Below are 18,100 nucleotides of genomic sequence, written 5' to 3'. Positions count from 1 at the left end.
AGGCTGTTCAGCTCGTAGCCGAGGATGACGATCAGGAAGATCCCGTCCTTCAGCAGCGGGGTCCGCGTCTGCGGGCGGCGCCCCTGACCGACGGTGAGTGGCACCGCCTGCACCCGCTCACCCCGCTGCTCAAGGGCGGGATCTTCCTCATCGTCATCCTCGGCTACGTGCTGAACAGCCTGCGGGACCAGCTCGTCGAGTTCTTCATCCCGGGCGAGCAGCAGGAGGACGGTGACCCCGTCCGGTACGTGTACGAGCACGGCGTCGTCGGCTGGGTCCTGCTCGGCATCGTGGTGCTGCTCCTGGTGCTGATCGGGCTGTTCTACCTGTCCTGGCGCATGCACGAGTTCCGCGTCACCGGCGAGATCGTCGAGGTGCGCTCGGGCGTGCTGTTCCGGAACCACCGCAAGGCCCGGCTCGACCGGATCCAGGGCATCAACATCCAGCGGCCGCTCGTGCCCCGGGTGTTCGGCACCGCCAAGCTCGAGATCGCGCAGGCCGGCAACGACGCCAACGTGCAGCTCGCCTACCTCGGGGCCCGCGCCGCCGACGACCTGCGGCAGCGCATCCTGGTGCTGGCGTCCGGCGCGAAGGACGACGACGGCCACGGTGGCTCGTCGCGGCAGTCGCACGGAGCGCTGCAGGACCGCGTCGACGAGATGTTCTCGCCCGAGCTCGACCCGGCAGCCGTGCACGCGACCCGCATCGTCAGGGTGCGCCCCGGTCGGCTCATCGCGTCGATGCTGCTGTCCGGCACGACGCTGTTCCTGCTGCTCGTCATCGCCGCGATGATCGTCAGCGTCGCCGTCACCGGTGAGTACGGCCTGCTGTTCGGGCTGTTCCCCGCCGTGCTCGGTGCCGGTGGTTACTACGTCCGCAAGTTCTCCCGTTCGCTGCAGTACACGATCGCCGAGACCCGCGACGGCATCCGGATCGGCTTCGGGCTGGTCTCGACGTCGAACGAGACGCTGCCGCCGGGGCGCATCCACGCCGTCAGCGTTGCGCAGCCGCTGCTGTGGCGCCCGTTCGGCTGGTGGGACATCCGCATCAACCGTGCGACGAGCGCCGGCAACGGGGCGTCGAGCAACCAGCAGGTGTCCTCGATCGTGCTGCCCGTGGGCACGACGGCGGACGTCCGCGAGGTCCTCGACATCATCCTGCCCGGGCTCGTCGGCACCGTCGTCGCCGGCCCCGAGGCGTCGCAGGAAGCCCTGCGCGAGGGTGCCGCCGAAGCCGTGGACGTCGTCGACGACAGCCTCACCACCTCGGGCGACCGCGGCGGCTTCGTGCACTCCCCACGCCGTGGCGCCTGGCTCCGTCCGTTCGCGTTCCGCCGCAACGGCTACCGGTTCGTGCAGGGTGCGGTGCTGCTGCGGCTCGGTGCCGTGTGGCGCTCGCTCGTCATCGTGCCGCTGCCCCGGGTGCAGAGCGTCAAGGTCGAGCAGGGTCCGCTCGAGCGTGCCCTGCGGCTCGCAGCCGTCCACGTCCACACCGTGGCCGGCCCGGTCTCGGCCCGCGTCGGCGCGCTCGACGCGCGGGACGCGCAGCGCCTGTGGGCGGAGACGACGCAGCGTGCCGTCGAGGCGGCCGCGGTCGACACGACGCACCGCTGGCGCGAACGGGAGGCCCGTCCCGCGACCGCCACGCACGCTGCGGCCGACACCGTGCCCGGGTCCGGAGCCCCTGCCGGACCGACGGCGGACCACCGGCCCGGTGCCGTCCCCGCCGGCTGGGGCGACGTCCCACCGACCGGAGCCGCACGATGAGGGCCGGGCGCCTCGGGGTCGGCATCGTCGGCGCCGGACGGGTCGGCCCCGTCCTCGGAGCAGCCCTGGCGAACGCGGAGCACGCCGTCGTCGGGGTGACCGCCGTGTCCGACGAGGGCCGTGACCGCGCCGAGGCCATGCTGCCCGGCGCCCCGGTGCTCGCGACGCCCGACCTGGTCGAGCGGAGCGAACTCGTGCTGCTCGCGGTGCCGGACGACCAGCTCGCCTCGCTCGTGCAGGGGCTGGCGGATGCCGGGATCTGGCAGCCGGGGCAGCTCGTCGTGCACACCAGCCCGGACCACGGCGTCGGCATCCTCGCCCCGGCGATGGCGGCCGGTGCCATCCCGTTGGCGATCCACCCCGCGATGGCCTTCACGGGCACGAGCGTCGACCTGTCCCGGCTGCGCGACGCGTACTGCGCGGTGACCGCCCCGGCGCCCGTGCTGCCGATCGCGCAGGCGCTCGTGGTCGAGATGGGCGCCGAACCGTTCGTCGTCGCCGAGGCGGACCGGCCCGCCTACGCCGATGCGGTGCGGGCCGCCGTGAGCTTCTCGACCGCGATCGTCGACCAGTCGGCGGGCACCCTGTCCGGCATCGGCGTCGAACACCCGGGTCGTGTCCTCGGTGCGCTCGTCCGCTCCGCCGTCGACAACGCGCTCACCGCCGCCGACGGGCAGTCGGCGCTCTAGCGGTTCGGGGGCGGGACCGCGGCGCGGGTAGCATTTCCCCCGACCCCCACGACCATCGGAGCCGCACCCGCATGACCGACGAGACCGTCACCCCCGACACCGCGATCGCCGCCGCCGCCGCACTGGCCGAGCAGGAGACCAGCGAGCAGCGACAGGTCCGACTCGACAAGCGGGCGAAGCTGCTGGAGTCGGGCATCGAGGCGTACCCCGCCGAGCTCCCCATCACCACGACGATCCCGGCCGTGCGCGAGCAGTACGCGCACCTGGAGACCGGCGAGGAGACCCAGGACGTCGTGGGCATCGCGGGGCGTGTGGTGTTCTCACGCAACACCGGCAAGCTCTGCTTCGCGTCCCTGCAGTCCGGCGACGGCTCGCGCATCCAGGCGATGGTCTCCCTGGCCGAGGTGGGGGACGAGTCCCTCGCCCGCTGGAAGGAGTTCGTCGACCTCGGCGACCACGTGTTCGTGCACGGACGGGTGATCTCCTCGCGCCGCGGCGAGCTGTCGATCATGGTCGACGACTGGGCGATCGCGGCGAAGGCGATCCTGCCGCTGCCCAACCTGCACAACGAGCTCAACGAGGAGACGCGGGTCCGCCAGCGCTACCTCGACCTCATCGTCCGCGACGAGGCCCGCGCCACCGTGCGTGCCCGCGCTGCCGTGATGGCCTCGCTCCGTCAGACCTTCACCGCGCACGAGTACCTCGAGGTCGAGACCCCGATGCTGCAGACCCAGCACGGCGGCGCCTCGGCCCGACCGTTCGTGACGCACTCGAACGCCTTCGACACCGAGCTGTTCCTGCGCATCGCACCCGAGCTGTTCCTCAAGCGCGCCGTCGTCGGTGGCATCGACCGGGTGTTCGAGATCAACCGGAACTTCCGGAACGAGGGTGCCGACTCGTCGCACTCGCCCGAGTTCGCGATGGTCGAGGCGTACCAGGCGTACGGCAACTACGAGCAGATGGCCGACCTGACGCAGGAGCTCGTGCAGAACGCGACCCGCGCGGTCACCGGTGGTGCGCTCGAGGTCACCCTGCCCGACGGCAGCACCTACGACCTGGGTGGCGAGTGGCCCCGCATCGACATGTACGGCTCGCTGTCCGAGGCCGCGGGGCGCGAGATCACCCCGGAGACCCCGCTGTCCGAGCTGCAGGCGCTCGCCGAGGCCGAGGGCGTCGAGGTCGCCCACGCCACGCACGGCAAGTACGTCGAGGAGCTCTGGGAGCACTTCGTCATCGACTCGCTCGACCGCCCGACCTTCGTGATGAACTTCCCGGTCGACACCTCGCCGCTCACCCGGCAGCACCGCACCCGTCCGGGCGTCGTCGAGAAGTGGGACCTGTACGTCCGCGGCTTCGAGCTGGGCACGGCGTACTCGGAGCTCGTCGACCCGGTCGTGCAGCGGGAGCGGTTCGTCGAGCAGGCGAAGCTCGCGGCCGGCGGTGACCTCGAGGCGATGCGCGTCGACGAGGACTTCCTGCGGGCCCTGGAGCACGCGATGCCCCCGTCGGGCGGCATGGGCATGGGGATCGACCGCCTGCTCATGGCGATCACGGGCCTGGGCATCCGCGAGACGATCCTGTTCCCGCTGGTCAAGTAGCTCCCGGTCCACCGGGGTACGATGCTCGGGTGCCTGAAGGAGTCGTAAGCGGGATCGTCTTCGCCCTGACGCCGACCATCGTCGTCGGCCTGATCTTCTGGTTCGTGATGCGCGCGATCATGCGTGCTGACCGGACCGAGCGAGCCGCGTACGCCAAGGTCGAGGCCGAGGAGCGCGCCCGCTTCGAGCGTGAGCACGGTCGCCCCGCACCGGCTCCGACGTCGGCCGAGTAGCCGCCCGCGCACGATCCACTTCACCCCGTGTTCACCGCGCGGTGTGATCCTGTCGCGCATGCCCACCATCCCGGAGTCCGCCGCCGGCGTCGATGACCTCGACGACCTCGACGTGGAGGACGCCTTCGGACACCCGGCGTCCGGGGCGTCCGTCTCGCCCGTCGGCAGTGACGACGGACCCCTCGACGACGAGGGTGACGTCGACGACCTCGACGTCTGAGCGCCGACGGACCGACACACACCGTTCACCTCGCCGACGCGTGCCGGGGTGAGCATCGTCCGCATGGCAACCACCGCACATCCCTTCACGGGCCGCAGCCTCGTCGGTGACATCGAGAGCGAGTACGACGAGTTCGACCGAGACGCAGACCTCGAGGTCTCCAAGCGCCGGGACGGGTGGCTCGAACCCTCCTGGTGACCCCCACCCATTCGGTATTCGGGGTACGACGACCAGATCGCACTGATCCGGTCGGACGTACCCCTTTTGCATGTCCGGAGTACGCAGTCGCCTGGGGTACACGATCGGAAACGCTGGTGAAACACGCCTGCAACGCCGGAAACACGGCGTTATCCGCTTGATCCAGGGCCGATTGGGGGACCAGACTGTCGGTGGGCTGTACCCCGCGGGGGACGCTTTCGATGATGAAGCACGGAGAACCCTGAGAATCGCTCCGAACGATTTGTGGGGTACACCTCCGGGCCGCTTTACTCATCAGCACCCCCCGGCAACGCCCCACGAAGCCATCACCGTCGAACGCAGGGAGAAACACCATGACGATCGCAACGGCTGCACCCAGCACCACCCGCCGCACCGCCACCAAGAAGGCATCGGCATCGAAGACAGCGACCGCCGAGTCCGCCACCACCTCCCTCGACACCGAGGTCGAGGCCGACGAGCAGCTCGCCGGTGTCCGCGGCGCCTCGGTCGACCAGGTCGGCGACTACCTCCGTCACATCGGCCGTCTCTCGCTCCTCACCGCCGAGGAAGAAGCGCAGATCGCACGCCGCATCGAGGTCGGGCTCTTCGCCGAAGAGAAGCTCGCCACCGAGAAGGGTCTCGCGAAGACCCTGCAGCGTGAACTCCGCTGGCTCGTCCGTGACGGTGAGCGCGCCAAGGAGCGCATGATCACCTCGAACCTCCGCCTCGTCGTGAGCATCGCCAAGCGGTACTCGCAGCGCGGCCTGCCCTTCATGGACGTCATCCAGGAAGGCAACCTCGGCCTGGTCCGTGCGGTCGAGAAGTTCGACTTCACGCAGGGCTACAAGTTCTCGACCTACGCCACCTGGTGGATCCGCCAGGCCATCTCGCGTGGTCTCGCCGACAAGGCACGCACGATCCGCATCCCGGTGCACACCGTCGAGCTCATCAACAAGATCTCGCGCACCGAGCGTGACCTGACCGTCGACCTCGGCCGTGCGCCGATGCCGGACGAGGTCGCCGCCGAGCTGAGCATGAGTGTCGAGGAACTCGTCGACCTCAAGGGCCGCTCGCACGAGCCGGTCTCGATCCACACCGTGGTCGGCGACTCGGACGACAGCGAACTCGGTGACTTCATCGAGGACGAGGACGCCGCGAGCCCGAACGAGCTCACCGAGACGACGCTGCTGCACCGCGACATCCGCTCCATCGTCGCCGAGCTGCCCAGCGACGAGGCGAACGTCATCCGCATGCGCTACGGCCTGGACGACGACAAGCCGATGACCCTCGACGAGATCTCGAAGATCGTGCACACGACCCGCCAGGCCGTCAGCCGGGTAGAGTCGCGCGCCAAGCTGCGTCTGTTCGCCAAGGCGGTCTCGCAGGACATGCAGCTGTACCTGACCGACTAGGTCAGTGGACTTCGGCCGGCACGTTCACCCGTGCCGGCGCGGGGAAACCGGGTCGTTCTGTGGGAAGACGATCCGGTGGGGTGATGGGACGGCCCGCTCGAGCACTGCTCGAGCGGGCCATTCACGTTCCCGGAGCCAGGGCCAGGACCGGCCAGCGCCAGAGCCGGGGCCAGCGGCGTCAGTCGTCGATCTCGCGCCGGAGCTTCTGCCGCAGGTCACTCGGGATGAGCTCGACCAGCTGGTCGGGCCGCACCGGCAGGTCGAGCAGGCTGAGCTTCACGCGTCCGGTGCGCCCGTGCCGCTCGGCGTCGAGCCGCACCACGCTGCCGGCGTCCTTGCGGAGCCGCATGTCGATCTGCGCCCCGGTGGCCACCTCGCCGACCACGAGCCCGTCGACCTCGAGCGCGGCGCTCCTGGTGCCCTCGGCGATGTCGAACCGGTAGCGCTCCCGCGCGGCGAGCACCACCGAGCGGTCGATCCCGGCCATCGGCGCGACCGGCGTCACCACCGAGCCGGACAGCGCGGGGGAGAGCACCGGCCCACCGGCGGCGTAGTTGTACGCGGTGGAGCCGGCCGGGGTGGCGGCCACGATGGCGTCGGCGCGGTAGTACCCGTACCCGAGGCCCCCGACGCTGAGGTCGGCCGACACCTGCCCGGAGCCCGGCCGTCGCACGATGGTCAGGTCGTTGAACGCCAGGTAGTCGGTGCGGGCGCCACCCCAGGACAACCGGGCTTCGAGCGCGTGGTGCGGCTCGAGCTGGTACTCGCCGGCGGACAACCGCTCCAGCGCGCTCTCGAGCTCGGGCGGCTCGATCTCGACCAGGAACCCGACGTTGCCGTAGTTCACGCCGAGGACGGGCACCGGGCGCTTCGCCACGAGCCGCATCGCGCCGAGCATGGTGCCGTCGCCGCCGAGGGCCACGACCAGGTCGACGCGGTCGGTGAAGTCGTCGTCGTCCACCACGTCGACCCCGCCACCGATGCGCTGGGCGTCCGCACGCCGGGCGAGCAGCTCGCCCTGGCCGGACGCGTTCCAGCGCTGCAGGGTCGTCACGGACTCCTGCACGTTCTTGGTCGGGTGGACGACGAGGCCGACGACGGGCTGCTCCATGACCGGATCGTACCGAGCGGACCTCCGATGCGGGCTGTCCCTTCGCAGAGGCATGCGATATTCTGAATACATGCAGACCGCTCAGCTCTCCGTCGCCCTCCCTTCCGTCCGGCACGGCCGCGAGATCGTGCTGCTCGCCGACCTCGAATCCCACGAGTCCGGCTTCGGCTTCGTCGACGCCGAACACCTGCTGCTGGCCGCCGTCACGCTCTGCGCCGGCATGCCCCGCTTCCGCCCCGTCCTCGACGCCCACCGGATCACCCCGGACACTGTCCGCTCCGGCATCCGCGCCTTCGTCGGCGCCCACACCACCTGCCCGGGCGAACACGATCGGGTCGCGTGCACGCCCGCTGCGATGCGCGTGCTCGCCCGAGCCGCGACGATCGCCGGCCGTTCGGAGCGCATCCGACCGCCGCACGTCGTCCTCGCCGTGCTCGACTCGGTCGACGATCCGCTCGCAGGATCGGCGCACGACGTCCTCGACGCCCTGGGCGTCGACGCGCGCCGCTTCCGACGCGACCTGCGTCGCGCGGTGCGGCGCACCTGACCCAGCGCGACCGACAAGCGGACTGGAGGCCCGTGGCGATCCCGCCACGGCCCTCCAGTCCGCTTGCCGTTCGCTCACTGCGCACAAGACGCACCCTGGTCACGCCCACGGCGAACAGGGGCAGCCCCCGGGGGGAGCGCTGGTTACTCTCGAAGTACTTGGCCGGACTCACACGAGACCGGCACAGCGTCGGCTCCGCTCATCAGGGGCCAAGGGAGAGCACATGTTCGAGAGATTCACCGACCGGGCCCGTCGTGTTGTCGTCCTCGCTCAAGAAGAAGCGAAGATGCTCAACCACAACTACATCGGCACCGAGCACATCCTCCTCGGCCTCATCCACGAGGGCGAGGGCGTCGCCGCCAAGGCGCTGGAGTCGCTGGGCATCTCGCTCGACGCCGTGCGCGAGCAGGTCCAGGACATCATCGGGCAGGGCCAGCAGCAGCCGACCGGGCACATCCCGTTCACGCCGCGCGCCAAGAAGGTGCTCGAGCTGTCCCTGCGCGAGGCGCTGCAGCTCGGCCACAACTACATCGGCACGGAGCACATCCTGCTCGGCCTGATCCGCGAGGGCGAGGGTGTCGCAGCCCAGGTCCTCGTGAAGCTCGGCGCCGACCTGAACCGGGTGCGCCAGCAGGTCATCCAGCTCCTGTCCGGCTACCAGGGCAAGGAAGCGGTCGCCGTCGGCGGCGAGCAGCAGCAGAACGCGCAGCAGGGTTCGCAGGTCCTCGACCAGTTCGGTCGGAACCTCACCCAGGCCGCGCGTGACGGCAAGCTCGACCCCGTCATCGGGCGCGAGAAGGAGATGGAGCGGGTCATGCAGATCCTCTCCCGCCGCTCCAAGAACAACCCCGTCCTGATCGGTGAGCCCGGCGTCGGCAAGACCGCCGTCGTCGAGGGCCTCGCCCAGGCGATCGTCAAGGGCGACGTGCCCGAGACGCTGAAGGACAAGCAGCTCTACTCGCTCGACCTCGGGTCGCTCATCGCCGGGTCCCGCTACCGCGGTGACTTCGAGGAGCGCCTGAAGAAGGTCACGAAGGAGATCCGCACCCGCGGCGACATCATCGTCTTCATCGACGAGATCCACACGCTCGTGGGTGCCGGTGCAGCCGAGGGCGCGATCGACGCTGCCTCGATCCTCAAGCCGCTCCTCGCCCGCGGTGAGCTCCAGACCATCGGTGCCACCACGCTCGACGAGTACCGCAAGCACTTCGAGAAGGACGCCGCACTCGAGCGTCGCTTCCAGCCGGTGCAGGTCAACGAGCCGTCGCTGCCCCACGCGATCAACATCCTCAAGGGCCTGCGCGACAAGTACGAGGCGTTCCACAAGGTGTCCATCACCGACGGCGCGATCGTCGCCGCGGCGAACCTGGCGGACCGCTACGTGCAGGACCGCTTCCTGCCGGACAAGGCCATCGACCTGATCGACGAGGCCGGCGCTCGCCTGCGTCTGTCGATCCTGTCGGCGCCGCCGGAGCTCCGCGAGTTCGACGAGAAGATCTCGACGGTCCGCGGGTCGAAGGAAGCCGCCATCGAGGAGCAGGACTTCGAGAAGGCCGCCAGCCTGCGCGACGAGGAGAAGAAGCTCCTCGGCGAGCGTCTCCGCCTCGAGAAGCAGTGGCGTGCGGGTGACGTCGCCGCGTCCGGCACCGTCGACGAGGGCATCATCGCCGAGGTCCTGGCCCAGGCCACGGGCATCCCGGTGTTCAAGCTCACCGAAGAGGAGACCTCGCGTCTCGTCTTCATGGAGAAGGCACTGCACGAGCGCGTCATCGGTCAGGAAGAGGCCATCTCGGCCCTGTCCAAGACCATCCGCCGTACCCGTGCCGGCCTGAAGGACCCGAACCGTCCCTCCGGCTCGTTCATCTTCGCCGGCCCCACGGGCGTCGGGAAGACCGAGCTCGCCAAGGCCCTCGCCGAGTTCCTGTTCGACGACGAGGGTGCGCTGATCTCCCTCGACATGTCGGAGTTCGGTGAGAAGCACACCGTGTCCCGCCTGTTCGGTGCCCCTCCCGGGTTCGTCGGGTTCGAGGAGGGCGGCCAGCTCACCGAGAAAGTGCGCCGCAAGCCGTTCTCCGTGGTCCTGTTCGACGAGATCGAGAAGGCCCACCCGGACATCTTCAACTCGCTGCTGCAGGTGCTCGAGGAAGGCCGTCTCACCGACGGTCAGGGCCGCGTGGTCGACTTCAAGAACACCGTCATCATCATGACCACGAACCTCGGTTCGCAGGGCATCGCCGGTGGCCCGGTGGGCTTCCAGGTCGAGGGTGACTCGGCCGTCGGCTACGACCGCATGCGCGGCAAGGTCAACGAGGAGCTCAAGAAGCACTTCAAGCCCGAGTTCCTGAACCGTGTCGACGACACGATCGTGTTCCCGCAGCTGTCGCAGCCCGAGCTGCTGCAGATCGTGGACCTGTTCGTGAAGCGTCTGGCCGACCGCCTGCTCGACCGCGACATGACCGTCGAGCTCACGCTGCCGGCCAAGGAGCAGCTCATCAAGGTCGGGTTCGACCCGTCACTCGGTGCTCGGCCCCTGCGTCGCGCGATGCAGCACGAGGTCGAGGACCAGCTGTCCGAGCACATCCTGCAGGGTGAGCTCAACGCCGGCGACCACGTGAAGGTCGACTTCGTCGACGGTGCGTTCCACTTCGAGACCGGGCGTCAGCCGGGCCGCGAAGAGGTCCTCGCCGGTGCAGCCGCGGTCGAGGCCGCGACCGACACGCCCCAGGGCGAGATCGAGTCCTAGGACCTGACACCCCACGGACAGGAGGCTCGGTGCCAGCTGGCACTGGGCCTCCTGTCCGTTCTCGGGTCGCGTTCGGATCCCGCATCGCCGATCTGCGCGTCCTTGCGGCCACGGACCCCCGTCCGGGGGTACTGTGATGACAACGCGCGAGACGTTCCCCCCAACTCCTCGCGCGTCGCGCTCGATCGGTTCCCCCCAACGGATCGAGACGCAGCCGGCCCCGGTCTGTTCGCAGACCGGGGCCGTTGCACGTTCGGGGACGGTGTCGGTCGTCCGTGCGGGCGGGCGCCCGTGGCGTCAGGCGGCGTCGGGCAGCTGTGCGGCGAAGTCGCGGACGGCGCGCTCCCAGCGCTCCGGGTCCTCGTTCCACTCGAGCGTGTGCGGTGCCGTGCGGAACGTGACCGTGGTGGCGCCCTGCCGCGCGGCGACGTCGTCGGCCGCGACCAGGGCGTCGGCCTCGGAGTGGATCAGCAGCGTCGGTGTCGACGAGTCCTGCCAGGTGGTCGTCGTGACGGGAGTCGGGGCCGCGGCGAGCCGCGACAGCACGTTCGTGGTCGCGATGCGGGCGGCGACGGTGCCGACGAACGCGGGCAGGTGCGCGCCCCGGACGGCTCCGCGGAGTGCCGAGGCGACGTCGAGCAGGGGCGAGACGGCCACGAGTCCGTCGACGTCGACGCGTGCGGCGGCGACGGAGCAGGCGAGCGCGCCGGCGGACCAGCCCTGCAGCACGACGCGCTGAGCACCACGGGCCCGGGCGGCGCGGACGGCGGCGACGATGCGGTCCGCTGCCCCGGCGTCGAGGGAGCGGAGCGGCAGGGCGGTGGTGTCGACGACCTCGGACGAGGCGCCGAGCGAACGCCAGACCCCGACACCGCGCAGGACCTGGCGCGGGCCGAGGGACTGGCCGTGCACGTGGACCACGTGGGTCGTGGCGGCCTCGGGCTCGGTACCGGGCACGTCGTCCGGTCCGTCGTACCGCAGGGCGTCCCAGCCCCACGCACCGGTCGCCACGGGGACGGTGACGCTGCGGCGGACGGTGTCGCCGTCGCTGCCGGCCCCGGTCTCCGTGCTCGCGGTGGTGATCGCGCCGACCTGCACCCGGGTGTCGTCGCGCTGCAGGTCGTAGGTGCCCGGCAGGCGGGTGTCGCGGGTGGCGGTCAGCTCGACCTCGGTGTCCGTGGCGCTGCGGACCGTGGCGGTCGCCGTGTACGGCGTCGGGAACAGCAGCCGCCGTGCGACGAAGGCACCGAGTCCGAGCGTGCCGACCGCTCCTGCCGCGGTACCGAGTGCCGTGATGCGTGCGCCGGTCATGTGATCTCCCTGAGTCGTGCCGTGGTGAGCGTCGCAGCGGCCGGGACGTCCTGCCCGGCCTCGCGCGCGCGGTCTTCGATCTCGACGGACAGTCGGTGCTGCCGACTCCGCCACTGGCGACGCTGCCACACGATCGTGAAGTAGAGCCCGGTGTTGCCCGATGCCGTCTCGAGCCGCCGGAGTTCCGGTTCGAGCACGCGGAACCGGCGTCGGGCGGCCCGCCAGTCGCGGAACTCCCGCGCGGCGTCGGGCAGGACGCCGCCGGCCGCGCCGACGGCGAGCAGGACCATCGAGCCGAGGAACACCGGGGTGTAGAGCTTCGACAGGACCCCGACCGCGCCGTCCGCGCCGGCGACGTGCACGGCGTCGAGGGCGATCGCGATGCCGGCGAGCAGCACGAGGCCGGCGGCACCGACGACGAAGAGCCAGTACAGGCGGCCGAGCCCGTCGCCGCTCCGGAACCCACGCAGCACGGCGACGGCCGACCGGGCGATCACGATGGCGATGTAGGTCATCTCCACCGCCGAGTAGAGCGCGGTCGGCAGCTGGTCGCCGTAGGCCACCATGAACTGCGCCGTGGGCGTCGGTGCGTCGATCAAGCTGAACAGCACGACCAGGGCGACGAGCACGAGCACGCAGCCGATGATGCGGCTGGCGCGCAGGAGCTTGGCGGAGCGTGCGGCGGCCTCGACCGACTGCGCGAGGGCGAACATGCCGCACACCATCAGGCAGCGGCCGATCAGGTCGGCGATGTTCGGCACGTGCGTCACACCGGCGAGGAACGTCGTGACGTCGGGCTGGTTGATCGTGAGTCCGACGGCGACGCAGCTGCAGCAGACCATCAGCCAGGTGACGCTGGCCGACTGGGTGCGCACCAGGAGCAGCCGGGCGACCAGGACCGCCAGGATCAGCCAGACCGGGATCGACCCCCAGACGTGCAGCGTCACCGCGTCACCGGAAGATCCCGGGCTGGCCCTCGGGGTCGAGCAGCCCGATCCGCAGCGCGAGCTGGTCGGCGACGAGCTCGACGGCCTGTTCGTGCGGAGTGTCCAGCGAGCGGGTGAACGCCGTCCGGCCGCTGAGCAGCCCCGTGTACGCCTGGTGGTCGCAGCCGGTGTCGTCCATGAACACGTGGGCGAGCTCGTGCAGCACGCACGCCACCCGCGAGCGCTCGGACAGCCCGGGACGGGTCTCGAGCAGGGCGTGGTCGGTGCGCTGGATGAGCCGCGCGGACAGGTCGCCCGGCAGCTCCGTGGTGCGCACGTGGATCGGCTTGCCGAGCGCCGCCTCGGCACGGGCGGTCAGCTCCGGCAGGGACAACCGACGGGGGAGCCCGAGGCGCTGCACACGGCGACGGGCCTCGGTCTGCCGACGCAGGGCGTCGAAGCGGTCGCGGTACCCGCTCACGGGGTGCCGCCCGATTCGTCCAGGCGACGCAGGTGGTCGGTGAAGTCGCGGATCTCGTCCGCCGAGGCGAACTCGCCCAGACGCCGGGTGGCGAACGCGACGACCTCGCGCTTGCGGAGTTCGAGCACGAGCTCCAGCTGCGCCTGCACCCGCTCCGGCACGTCCGTGTTGCCGGCCGCGTCGGTCAGGTACTCCGCCGGGACACCGAAGTAGGTCGCCAGGGCGGCCAGGAGTCGCTGGTCTCGGACGGCCGGACCGTTGCCGCCGAGCATGTAGCCCCAGCGCGGTCGACTCATCGACGCACCCTGCGCCTCGATCTCGGCGGCGATCTCCTTGTACGGGGGTCGCTGGCCCGAGTTGGCCTCGACGACGTCCATCAGGAGCTGCAGTTTGCGCGACAGTTCCCGACGGTGTGCGTCGTCGTCGTTGTACTCGATCACGTGTCCCCACTCTCACATCTGTCTCAGACATGATAAAACTGATCCAGCGCGTCGGCCGGTGTCACCACTCTGCCAGGCTCGCGCTCGCTCGTCAGGTCGGCATTTCGATGGGGGGATGCCGAACGGGGGACGAACGAACGGGAGGCGCGGTGCCAGCTGGCACCGCGCCTCCCGTCCGTCGTGTGGTGCGGACTACGCCTGCACGTCGCCGCGCCAGCCCGGCTGGGTCGGTGCGTTCTCGACGCGCTCCTTGTAGTTCTGCAGGTCCTTCTTGACGGCGTGGCCGCCGACGCCCACGACCGAGCCGAGCTTCTCGAGGATGCCGGAGGGCTCCCAGTCGATCTGCACGGTGACACGCGTCTCGGCGTCGGAGAGCTTGTGGAAGGTGACGACACCGGCGTGGTCGGTCTCGCCGTCCTTCACGGTCCAGGCGACACGCTCGTCGGGGTGCTGCTCCGTGATGAGGGCCCGGAACTCGCGCTCCTGGCCGGCGATCTTCACGGTCCAGTCGGTGGTCTTGTCGTCCACCTGGACGATCTTCTCGACCTCGTCGAGGAAGTGCGGGAACTCCTCGAAACGGGTCCACTGGTCGTAGGCCTGGCGGACGGGGACGTTGACGTCGACGGTTTCGATGATCTGAGGCATGCACCGGACGGTAGGCCGATCGACCTGGGCGGCACTCAGCAGCGCTGTCCCCCTGCGGCTTCGGCGGATGCGGGTCCGTCCGTCGCTGCGCAGTAGTGTGGGGCGGATGACAGAGCACGGCAAGCACGCGTTCCACGAGCGCGACGACCACGGGATCCTCGTGCGTCCGGCGCTCGCCTCGGACGTCCCGCACATCCAGCGGCTCATCGCCCCCTACGTCGACCGGCGCATCCTGCTCGGCAAGGAGAACGTCGCCCTGTACGGCTCGATCCAGCAGTTCCGGATCGCCGAAGGGCCCGACGGCACCCCGATCGGGTGCGGCGCACTCGCCGTGTTCTGGGACGACATCGCCGAGGTGCGCACGCTCGCCCTCGACGAGCAGTGGATCCACAAGCGCGTCGGGCACCGGATGCTCGAAGCGCTCGAGCACGATGCCCGTGAACTCGGCGTCGCTCGGATCTTCTGCCTGACCTTCGAGGTCGACTTCTTCGCGAAGCACGGGTACCTGGAGATCGGCGAGAGCGTCGTCTCACCGGACGTCTACGCCGAACTGGTCCGCTCGTCGGACGAAGGGGTCGCGGAGTTCCTCGACCTCGCCCGGGTCAAGCCGAACACCCTCGGCAACACCCGCATGCTGAAGAACCTCTGACGCTTTCCCGTGCCGCCCGGCGGGGTGGCCGTGTGCGGCCCGCGCCGTTGTCTACCCTGTGCGCATGTCGTCGTTGCGTCACCCCGTCGGGCCCGAGAAGCCGGTCGTCTACTGGCGCCGCCGGGCGCTCGTGCTCGGGGCGCTGCTGGTCGTCGTCCTGGTCGTCGTGCTCATCGTCGTCGGGCGGGGGAGCGGGGCCACCTCGGCGGCGCCGAGTGCGTCGGCCTCTGCTGGTGCCGGGTCTGCTGCCGGCGCATCGTCGGACGGGTCTGCGGCCGGTTCCGGGTCCTCGCGGTCTGCTGCGCCGAAGCCGTCGGCATCTGCCTCGGCTTCTGCGTCGAAGCCCGCTGCTGCCGACGGGTCGACCTGCACGAAGGACCAGATCGTCCTGACCCCGGTGCTCGACAAGTCGGCCTACGGCCCCACCGAGGACCCGAAGATCGCGATGTCGATCAAGAACTCCGGCACGAACTCCTGCCACCTGGACCTCGGATCGGCGCAGCAGGTGCTGACGATCAGCTCCGGCCAGGAGCAGTACTGGTCGTCGAAGGACTGCCAGACCGGCGGCACGAACCAGGACGTCACGATCAAGTCCGGTCAGACGCTCACGACCCCGGCGATCGCCTGGGACCGCACCCGCTCGTCCACGTCGACGTGCGACTCGTCACGGCCGGCGGTCACCGCGGGAGGCGCGAGCTACCACCTGCAGGTCGCCGTCGGGAACCTCGAGTCGAAGAGCTCGGTGCAGTTCATCCTGCAGTAGGCGGCGGGTGTGTTCCCGGTTCCCGGTTCCGATCCGTTCCGGCTGGGCTGTGCCGAGCAGAGGCCCGGGGAACAGCAACAGGCCCCGTCGTCCGAAGACGACGGGGCCTGTTCAAGCTGATGTGATCAGCCGAGGACGGTGATGTTCTCCGCCTGCGGGCCCTTGCGGCCCTCGGTGATGTCGAACTCCACCTTCTGGTTCTCCTCGAGCGACTTGTAGCCGTTGCCAGCAATCGCAGAGAAGTGCGCGAAGACGTCAGCGCTGCCGTCGTCCGGGGCGATGAAGCCGAAGCCCTTTTCGTTGTTGAACCACTTGACGGTACCGGTAGATGCCATGATGGCGTTTCCTTAGCTTTCTTGCTTCCGCCAAGGTGCAGATGCACCGACGGAGACCCCGACGTACGTCGACGGGGGTGATGCGCCACGCGGGCAGGTGCCGGCGGGACGGGTTCGGGGCCAGGCCTGTCGGCCAGTGACCCTGGGGCCCGGGTTGAGGGGCAAACCACCTCGCCCGGACGTTGAGCGCCGCCGAAGCGGTTCCATCAGGCTAGCGTGCTCTGGGCCGACTGGCTACCCGTGCGTCACGGAACGACGAAAATCTGGTGGAATTGAGCTGATGGCAGACAAGGAACAGCGCTTCCGGAGCGAACAACTCGAGGAAGCCCTCGCGAAGCAGGACGTCGCTGCGGTGGCGTTCGCGCTCCGCCACGACATCGTGATCGTCCCCCGACTCGTCACCGGCAAGAAGGACATGCAGGTGCGGGTGTTCGGCCGTGAGGGGTCGGACAAGCGCATCCTGCTGCTGTTCTCGTCGGCGGACGCCTACACGGCGATGGTGCCGGACGAGAAGATCCGGCAGGTCATGGTCTACGACGGGCCGCGGCTCGAGGAGTTCCTGGCTGCCCACCTCGACATGCTCGAGGGCGTGTTCTTCGACATCGCCGGCCCGCACACCATGCAGGCCGCGCCGGCGGACCTGCTGGCCGCTTTGCGCGCGTAGCCGCTCAGAACGCGCGGTCGAGCTCGCGTTCGCGCGGGGACTGCGTCATCGAGAACGCCACACGCAGGGCTTCGCGCAGGTGCCCGGAGTCCGAGCCGAGCACGGTCGTGAACCCGAGGCGGGTGGCCTCGTTCACGCGCTGCTTCGTGCCCGTGGCCGGACGGATCTCGCCGGCGAGGCTGATCTCGCCGACGGCCGCGAGCGTGTGCGGGTACGGACGGTCTCGTGCGGCGCTCGCGAGGGCCAGTGCGATCGCCAGGTCGGCGCCGGGCTCCGTGAGCTTCATGCCGCCCACCGTGGACACGTAGACGTCGGCGTCGGACAGCTTGAGGCCGGCGCGGCGTTCGAGCACCGCGAGCAGCATCGCCACGCGCGAGGCATCGACACCGTTCACGACCCGGCGTGGCTGTGGCGCCGAGCTCGGGACGATGAGGGCCTGCACCTCGACCGGCAGCGCGCGACGCCCCTCGAGTGCGACGGTGACGCAGGTGCCGGACACCGGCGTGGCGTTCTTCGACATGAAGAGGCCGCTCGGGTCGGGGACCTCGTGGATGCCGTCGCCGCCCATGTCGAAGCACCCGACCTCGTCGGTGGGGCCGAAGCGGTTCTTGAGCGCCCGGACGAAGCGCAGTGCCGTCTGCCGGTCGCCCTCGAAGTGGCAGACGACGTCGACCAGGTGCTCCAGGAGCCGCGGGCCGGCGATCGTGCCGTCCTTCGTGACGTGGCCGACGATGAGGACGGGCAGGGCGCGGTCCTTCGCGATGCGGATCAGGGTCGAGGCGACCTCGCGCACCTGGGACGTGCCACCCGCGATGCCGTCGATCGAGCTCGACGAGATGGTCTGCACGGAGTCGGCGATGAGCAGGTCGGGCTGGACCTGGTCGATCTGGCCGATGATCACGCCGAGGTCGACCTCGCTCGCCAGGTACAGGTCGTCGTGCATCGCCCCGGTGCGTTCGGCACGGAGCCGGACCTGGTCGACGGACTCTTCGGCGCTGACGTAGAGGACGCGCTTGCCCGAGGCTGCGGCTCGGGAGGCGACCTCGAGCAGCAGGGTCGACTTGCCGACGCCGGGCTCGCCGCTCAGCAGGACCGCGGCACCCGGCACCACGCCGCCGCCGAGGACGCGGTCGAACTCGCCGATGCCGGTCTGCCAGCGCTGCACGGAGGTGCCGCGGGCTTCGGTGATCGGTCGCGCGGCCCGGGCACCGGTGACGGCGACCGCCGACGTGCCGCGGGTGCTCGCCGACGCCGCAGAGCTGTCCTCGACGGTGCCCCAGGTCTGGCACTCACCGCACCGGCCGACCCACTTGATGCTGGTCCAGCCGCACTCGGTGCAACGGTAGAGGGACTGCGGGCGCGCCATGTC

Annotated in this window: 20 protein-coding genes; 12 read left to right on the top strand and 8 right to left on the bottom strand. The window is 70.2% G+C overall.

The features are described 5' to 3' along the window. The 7 genes from DEJ04_RS14780 to DEJ04_RS14760 all read left to right on the top strand — a co-directional run. Nucleotides 1–1,766 (top strand): PH domain-containing protein (locus DEJ04_RS14780; RefSeq protein ID WP_146248733.1); only part of this gene is annotated, 1,766 nt, incomplete at its 5' end. Continuing rightward, a complete protein-coding gene (locus tag DEJ04_RS14775; protein ID WP_071404512.1) occupies nt 1,763–2,455 on the top strand; it encodes a Rossmann-like and DUF2520 domain-containing protein in 693 nt (230 codons plus the stop codon). The genes DEJ04_RS14780 and DEJ04_RS14775, both read left to right, overlap by 4 nt. 71 nt (nt 2,456–2,526) lie before the next feature. Beyond that, nucleotides 2,527–4,053, top strand: coding sequence for a lysine--tRNA ligase (gene lysS, locus DEJ04_RS14770; protein WP_110858514.1), 1,527 nt, complete (start codon nt 2,527–2,529; stop codon nt 4,051–4,053). Between the two features lie 29 nt (nt 4,054–4,082). Then, nucleotides 4,083–4,286 (top strand): hypothetical protein, encoded by a 204-nt coding sequence (locus DEJ04_RS14765; protein WP_071245264.1) that lies wholly within the window; start codon nt 4,083–4,085, stop codon nt 4,284–4,286. Between the two features lie 58 nt (nt 4,287–4,344). Further along, nucleotides 4,345–4,506 carry a hypothetical protein gene (locus DEJ04_RS18535; RefSeq protein WP_163343079.1) on the top strand — a complete coding sequence of 54 codons (162 nt, stop codon included), beginning with the start codon at nt 4,345–4,347 and terminating at the stop codon, nt 4,504–4,506. 63 nt (nt 4,507–4,569) lie between these two features. After that, nucleotides 4,570–4,704 carry a hypothetical protein gene (locus DEJ04_RS18750; protein WP_258320880.1) on the top strand — a complete coding sequence of 45 codons (135 nt, stop codon included), beginning with the start codon at nt 4,570–4,572 and terminating at the stop codon, nt 4,702–4,704. Nucleotides 4,705–5,057: 353 nt separating this feature from the next. Next, the gene (locus tag DEJ04_RS14760) at nt 5,058–6,116 is read left to right on the top strand and encodes a sigma-70 family RNA polymerase sigma factor (RefSeq protein WP_111028721.1); all 1,059 of its coding nucleotides are present in this window, start codon (nt 5,058–5,060) and stop codon (nt 6,114–6,116) included. A gap of 178 nt (nt 6,117–6,294) precedes the next feature. Here the strand turns inward: DEJ04_RS14760 and DEJ04_RS14755 are convergent, their stop codons facing one another. Next, nucleotides 6,295–7,227 (bottom strand): NAD(+)/NADH kinase, encoded by a 933-nt coding sequence (locus tag DEJ04_RS14755; RefSeq protein ID WP_071404515.1) that lies wholly within the window; start codon nt 7,225–7,227, stop codon nt 6,295–6,297. Nucleotides 7,228–7,297: 70 nt separating this feature from the next. Between DEJ04_RS14755 and DEJ04_RS14750 the strand changes: the two genes are divergently transcribed. After that, nucleotides 7,298–7,774, top strand: coding sequence for a Clp protease N-terminal domain-containing protein (locus DEJ04_RS14750; protein ID WP_181437843.1), 477 nt, complete (start codon nt 7,298–7,300; stop codon nt 7,772–7,774). Between the two features lie 223 nt (nt 7,775–7,997). Continuing rightward, nucleotides 7,998–10,517, top strand: a complete 2,520-nt coding sequence (locus DEJ04_RS14745; protein WP_027467068.1) for an ATP-dependent Clp protease ATP-binding subunit — start codon at nt 7,998–8,000, stop codon at nt 10,515–10,517. Between the two features lie 297 nt (nt 10,518–10,814). Here DEJ04_RS14745 and DEJ04_RS14740 read toward each other — a convergent pair whose 3' ends face one another. The 5 genes from DEJ04_RS14740 to DEJ04_RS14720 all read right to left on the bottom strand — a co-directional run bounded on the left by DEJ04_RS14740 (nt 10,815) and on the right by DEJ04_RS14720 (nt 14,320). Continuing rightward, nucleotides 10,815–11,828: a hypothetical protein gene (locus DEJ04_RS14740; RefSeq protein WP_111047578.1), complete on the bottom strand. Its 1,014-nt coding sequence runs from the start codon at nt 11,826–11,828 to the stop codon at nt 10,815–10,817. Beyond that, nucleotides 11,825–12,775 carry a hypothetical protein gene (locus DEJ04_RS14735; protein ID WP_111047577.1) on the bottom strand — a complete coding sequence of 317 codons (951 nt, stop codon included), beginning with the start codon at nt 12,773–12,775 and terminating at the stop codon, nt 11,825–11,827. The genes DEJ04_RS14740 and DEJ04_RS14735 overlap by 4 nt, the downstream gene beginning before the upstream one ends. A 4-nt stretch (nt 12,776–12,779) precedes the next feature. After that, a complete protein-coding gene (locus DEJ04_RS14730; protein ID WP_111024020.1) occupies nt 12,780–13,235 on the bottom strand; it encodes a hypothetical protein in 456 nt (151 codons plus the stop codon). Further along, the gene (locus DEJ04_RS14725) at nt 13,232–13,675 is read right to left on the bottom strand and encodes a hypothetical protein (RefSeq protein ID WP_035809351.1); all 444 of its coding nucleotides are present in this window, start codon (nt 13,673–13,675) and stop codon (nt 13,232–13,234) included. The genes DEJ04_RS14730 and DEJ04_RS14725 overlap by 4 nt, the downstream gene beginning before the upstream one ends. A 192-nt stretch (nt 13,676–13,867) precedes the next feature. Then, nucleotides 13,868–14,320: an SRPBCC family protein gene (locus DEJ04_RS14720; RefSeq protein WP_071245255.1), complete on the bottom strand. Its 453-nt coding sequence runs from the start codon at nt 14,318–14,320 to the stop codon at nt 13,868–13,870. Nucleotides 14,321–14,426: 106 nt separating this feature from the next. Between DEJ04_RS14720 and DEJ04_RS14715 the strand changes: the two genes are divergently transcribed. After that, nucleotides 14,427–14,969 (top strand): amino-acid N-acetyltransferase, encoded by a 543-nt coding sequence (locus tag DEJ04_RS14715; RefSeq protein WP_071245253.1) that lies wholly within the window; start codon nt 14,427–14,429, stop codon nt 14,967–14,969. A 64-nt stretch (nt 14,970–15,033) separates the two neighbouring features. Then, on the top strand, nt 15,034–15,732 hold the full coding sequence (locus tag DEJ04_RS14710; protein WP_111047576.1) for a hypothetical protein: 699 nt from the start codon (nt 15,034–15,036) through the stop codon (nt 15,730–15,732). Nucleotides 15,733–15,857: 125 nt separating this feature from the next. Here DEJ04_RS14710 and DEJ04_RS14705 read toward each other — a convergent pair whose 3' ends face one another. Continuing rightward, nucleotides 15,858–16,067, bottom strand: coding sequence for a cold-shock protein (locus DEJ04_RS14705; RefSeq protein ID WP_017887662.1), 210 nt, complete (start codon nt 16,065–16,067; stop codon nt 15,858–15,860). 280 nt (nt 16,068–16,347) lie between these two features. On the opposite strand from DEJ04_RS14705, the gene DEJ04_RS14700 reads away from it, so the two are divergent. Next, entirely contained in the window at nt 16,348–16,731 is a 384-nt protein-coding gene (locus DEJ04_RS14700; protein ID WP_017887661.1) for an SseB family protein, read from the top strand. Between the two features lie 4 nt (nt 16,732–16,735). On the opposite strand, the gene radA is transcribed toward DEJ04_RS14700, so the two are convergent. Then, nucleotides 16,736–18,097 (bottom strand): DNA repair protein RadA, encoded by a 1,362-nt coding sequence (gene radA, locus DEJ04_RS14695; protein ID WP_027467076.1) that lies wholly within the window; start codon nt 18,095–18,097, stop codon nt 16,736–16,738. Nucleotides 18,098–18,100 lie beyond the last annotated feature (3 nt).

Origin of the sequence: Curtobacterium sp. MCLR17_044 (genome assembly GCF_003234435.1) — a bacterium.
GTDB classification, from domain to species: domain Bacteria; phylum Actinomycetota; class Actinomycetes; order Actinomycetales; family Microbacteriaceae; genus Curtobacterium; species Curtobacterium flaccumfaciens.
This window is presented reverse-complemented; position numbering and strand designations above follow the sequence as displayed.

Bases quoted from the DNA above. Each gene is read 5' to 3' on its own strand.
- lysS (WP_110858514.1), top strand. From the start codon at position 2,527: ATGACCGACGAGACCGTCACCCCCGACACCGCGATCGCCGCCGCCGCC.
- DEJ04_RS14720 (WP_071245255.1), bottom strand. From the start codon at position 14,320: ATGCCTCAGATCATCGAAACCGTCGACGTCAACGTCCCCGTCCGCCAG.
- DEJ04_RS14745 (WP_027467068.1), top strand. From the start codon at position 7,998: ATGTTCGAGAGATTCACCGACCGGGCCCGTCGTGTTGTCGTCCTCGCT.
- DEJ04_RS14710 (WP_111047576.1), top strand. From the start codon at position 15,034: ATGTCGTCGTTGCGTCACCCCGTCGGGCCCGAGAAGCCGGTCGTCTAC.
- DEJ04_RS18535 (WP_163343079.1), top strand. From the start codon at position 4,345: ATGCCCACCATCCCGGAGTCCGCCGCCGGCGTCGATGACCTCGACGAC.
- DEJ04_RS14775 (WP_071404512.1), top strand. From the start codon at position 1,763: ATGAGGGCCGGGCGCCTCGGGGTCGGCATCGTCGGCGCCGGACGGGTC.
- DEJ04_RS14705 (WP_017887662.1), bottom strand. From the start codon at position 16,067: ATGGCATCTACCGGTACCGTCAAGTGGTTCAACAACGAAAAGGGCTTC.
- DEJ04_RS14700 (WP_017887661.1), top strand. From the start codon at position 16,348: ATGGCAGACAAGGAACAGCGCTTCCGGAGCGAACAACTCGAGGAAGCC.
- DEJ04_RS14760 (WP_111028721.1), top strand. From the start codon at position 5,058: ATGACGATCGCAACGGCTGCACCCAGCACCACCCGCCGCACCGCCACC.
- DEJ04_RS14755 (WP_071404515.1), bottom strand. From the start codon at position 7,227: ATGGAGCAGCCCGTCGTCGGCCTCGTCGTCCACCCGACCAAGAACGTG.
- DEJ04_RS14715 (WP_071245253.1), top strand. From the start codon at position 14,427: ATGACAGAGCACGGCAAGCACGCGTTCCACGAGCGCGACGACCACGGG.
- DEJ04_RS14750 (WP_181437843.1), top strand. From the start codon at position 7,298: ATGCAGACCGCTCAGCTCTCCGTCGCCCTCCCTTCCGTCCGGCACGGC.
- radA (WP_027467076.1), bottom strand. From the start codon at position 18,097: ATGGCGCGCCCGCAGTCCCTCTACCGTTGCACCGAGTGCGGCTGGACC.
- DEJ04_RS14740 (WP_111047578.1), bottom strand. From the start codon at position 11,828: ATGACCGGCGCACGCATCACGGCACTCGGTACCGCGGCAGGAGCGGTC.
- DEJ04_RS18750 (WP_258320880.1), top strand. From the start codon at position 4,570: ATGGCAACCACCGCACATCCCTTCACGGGCCGCAGCCTCGTCGGTGAC.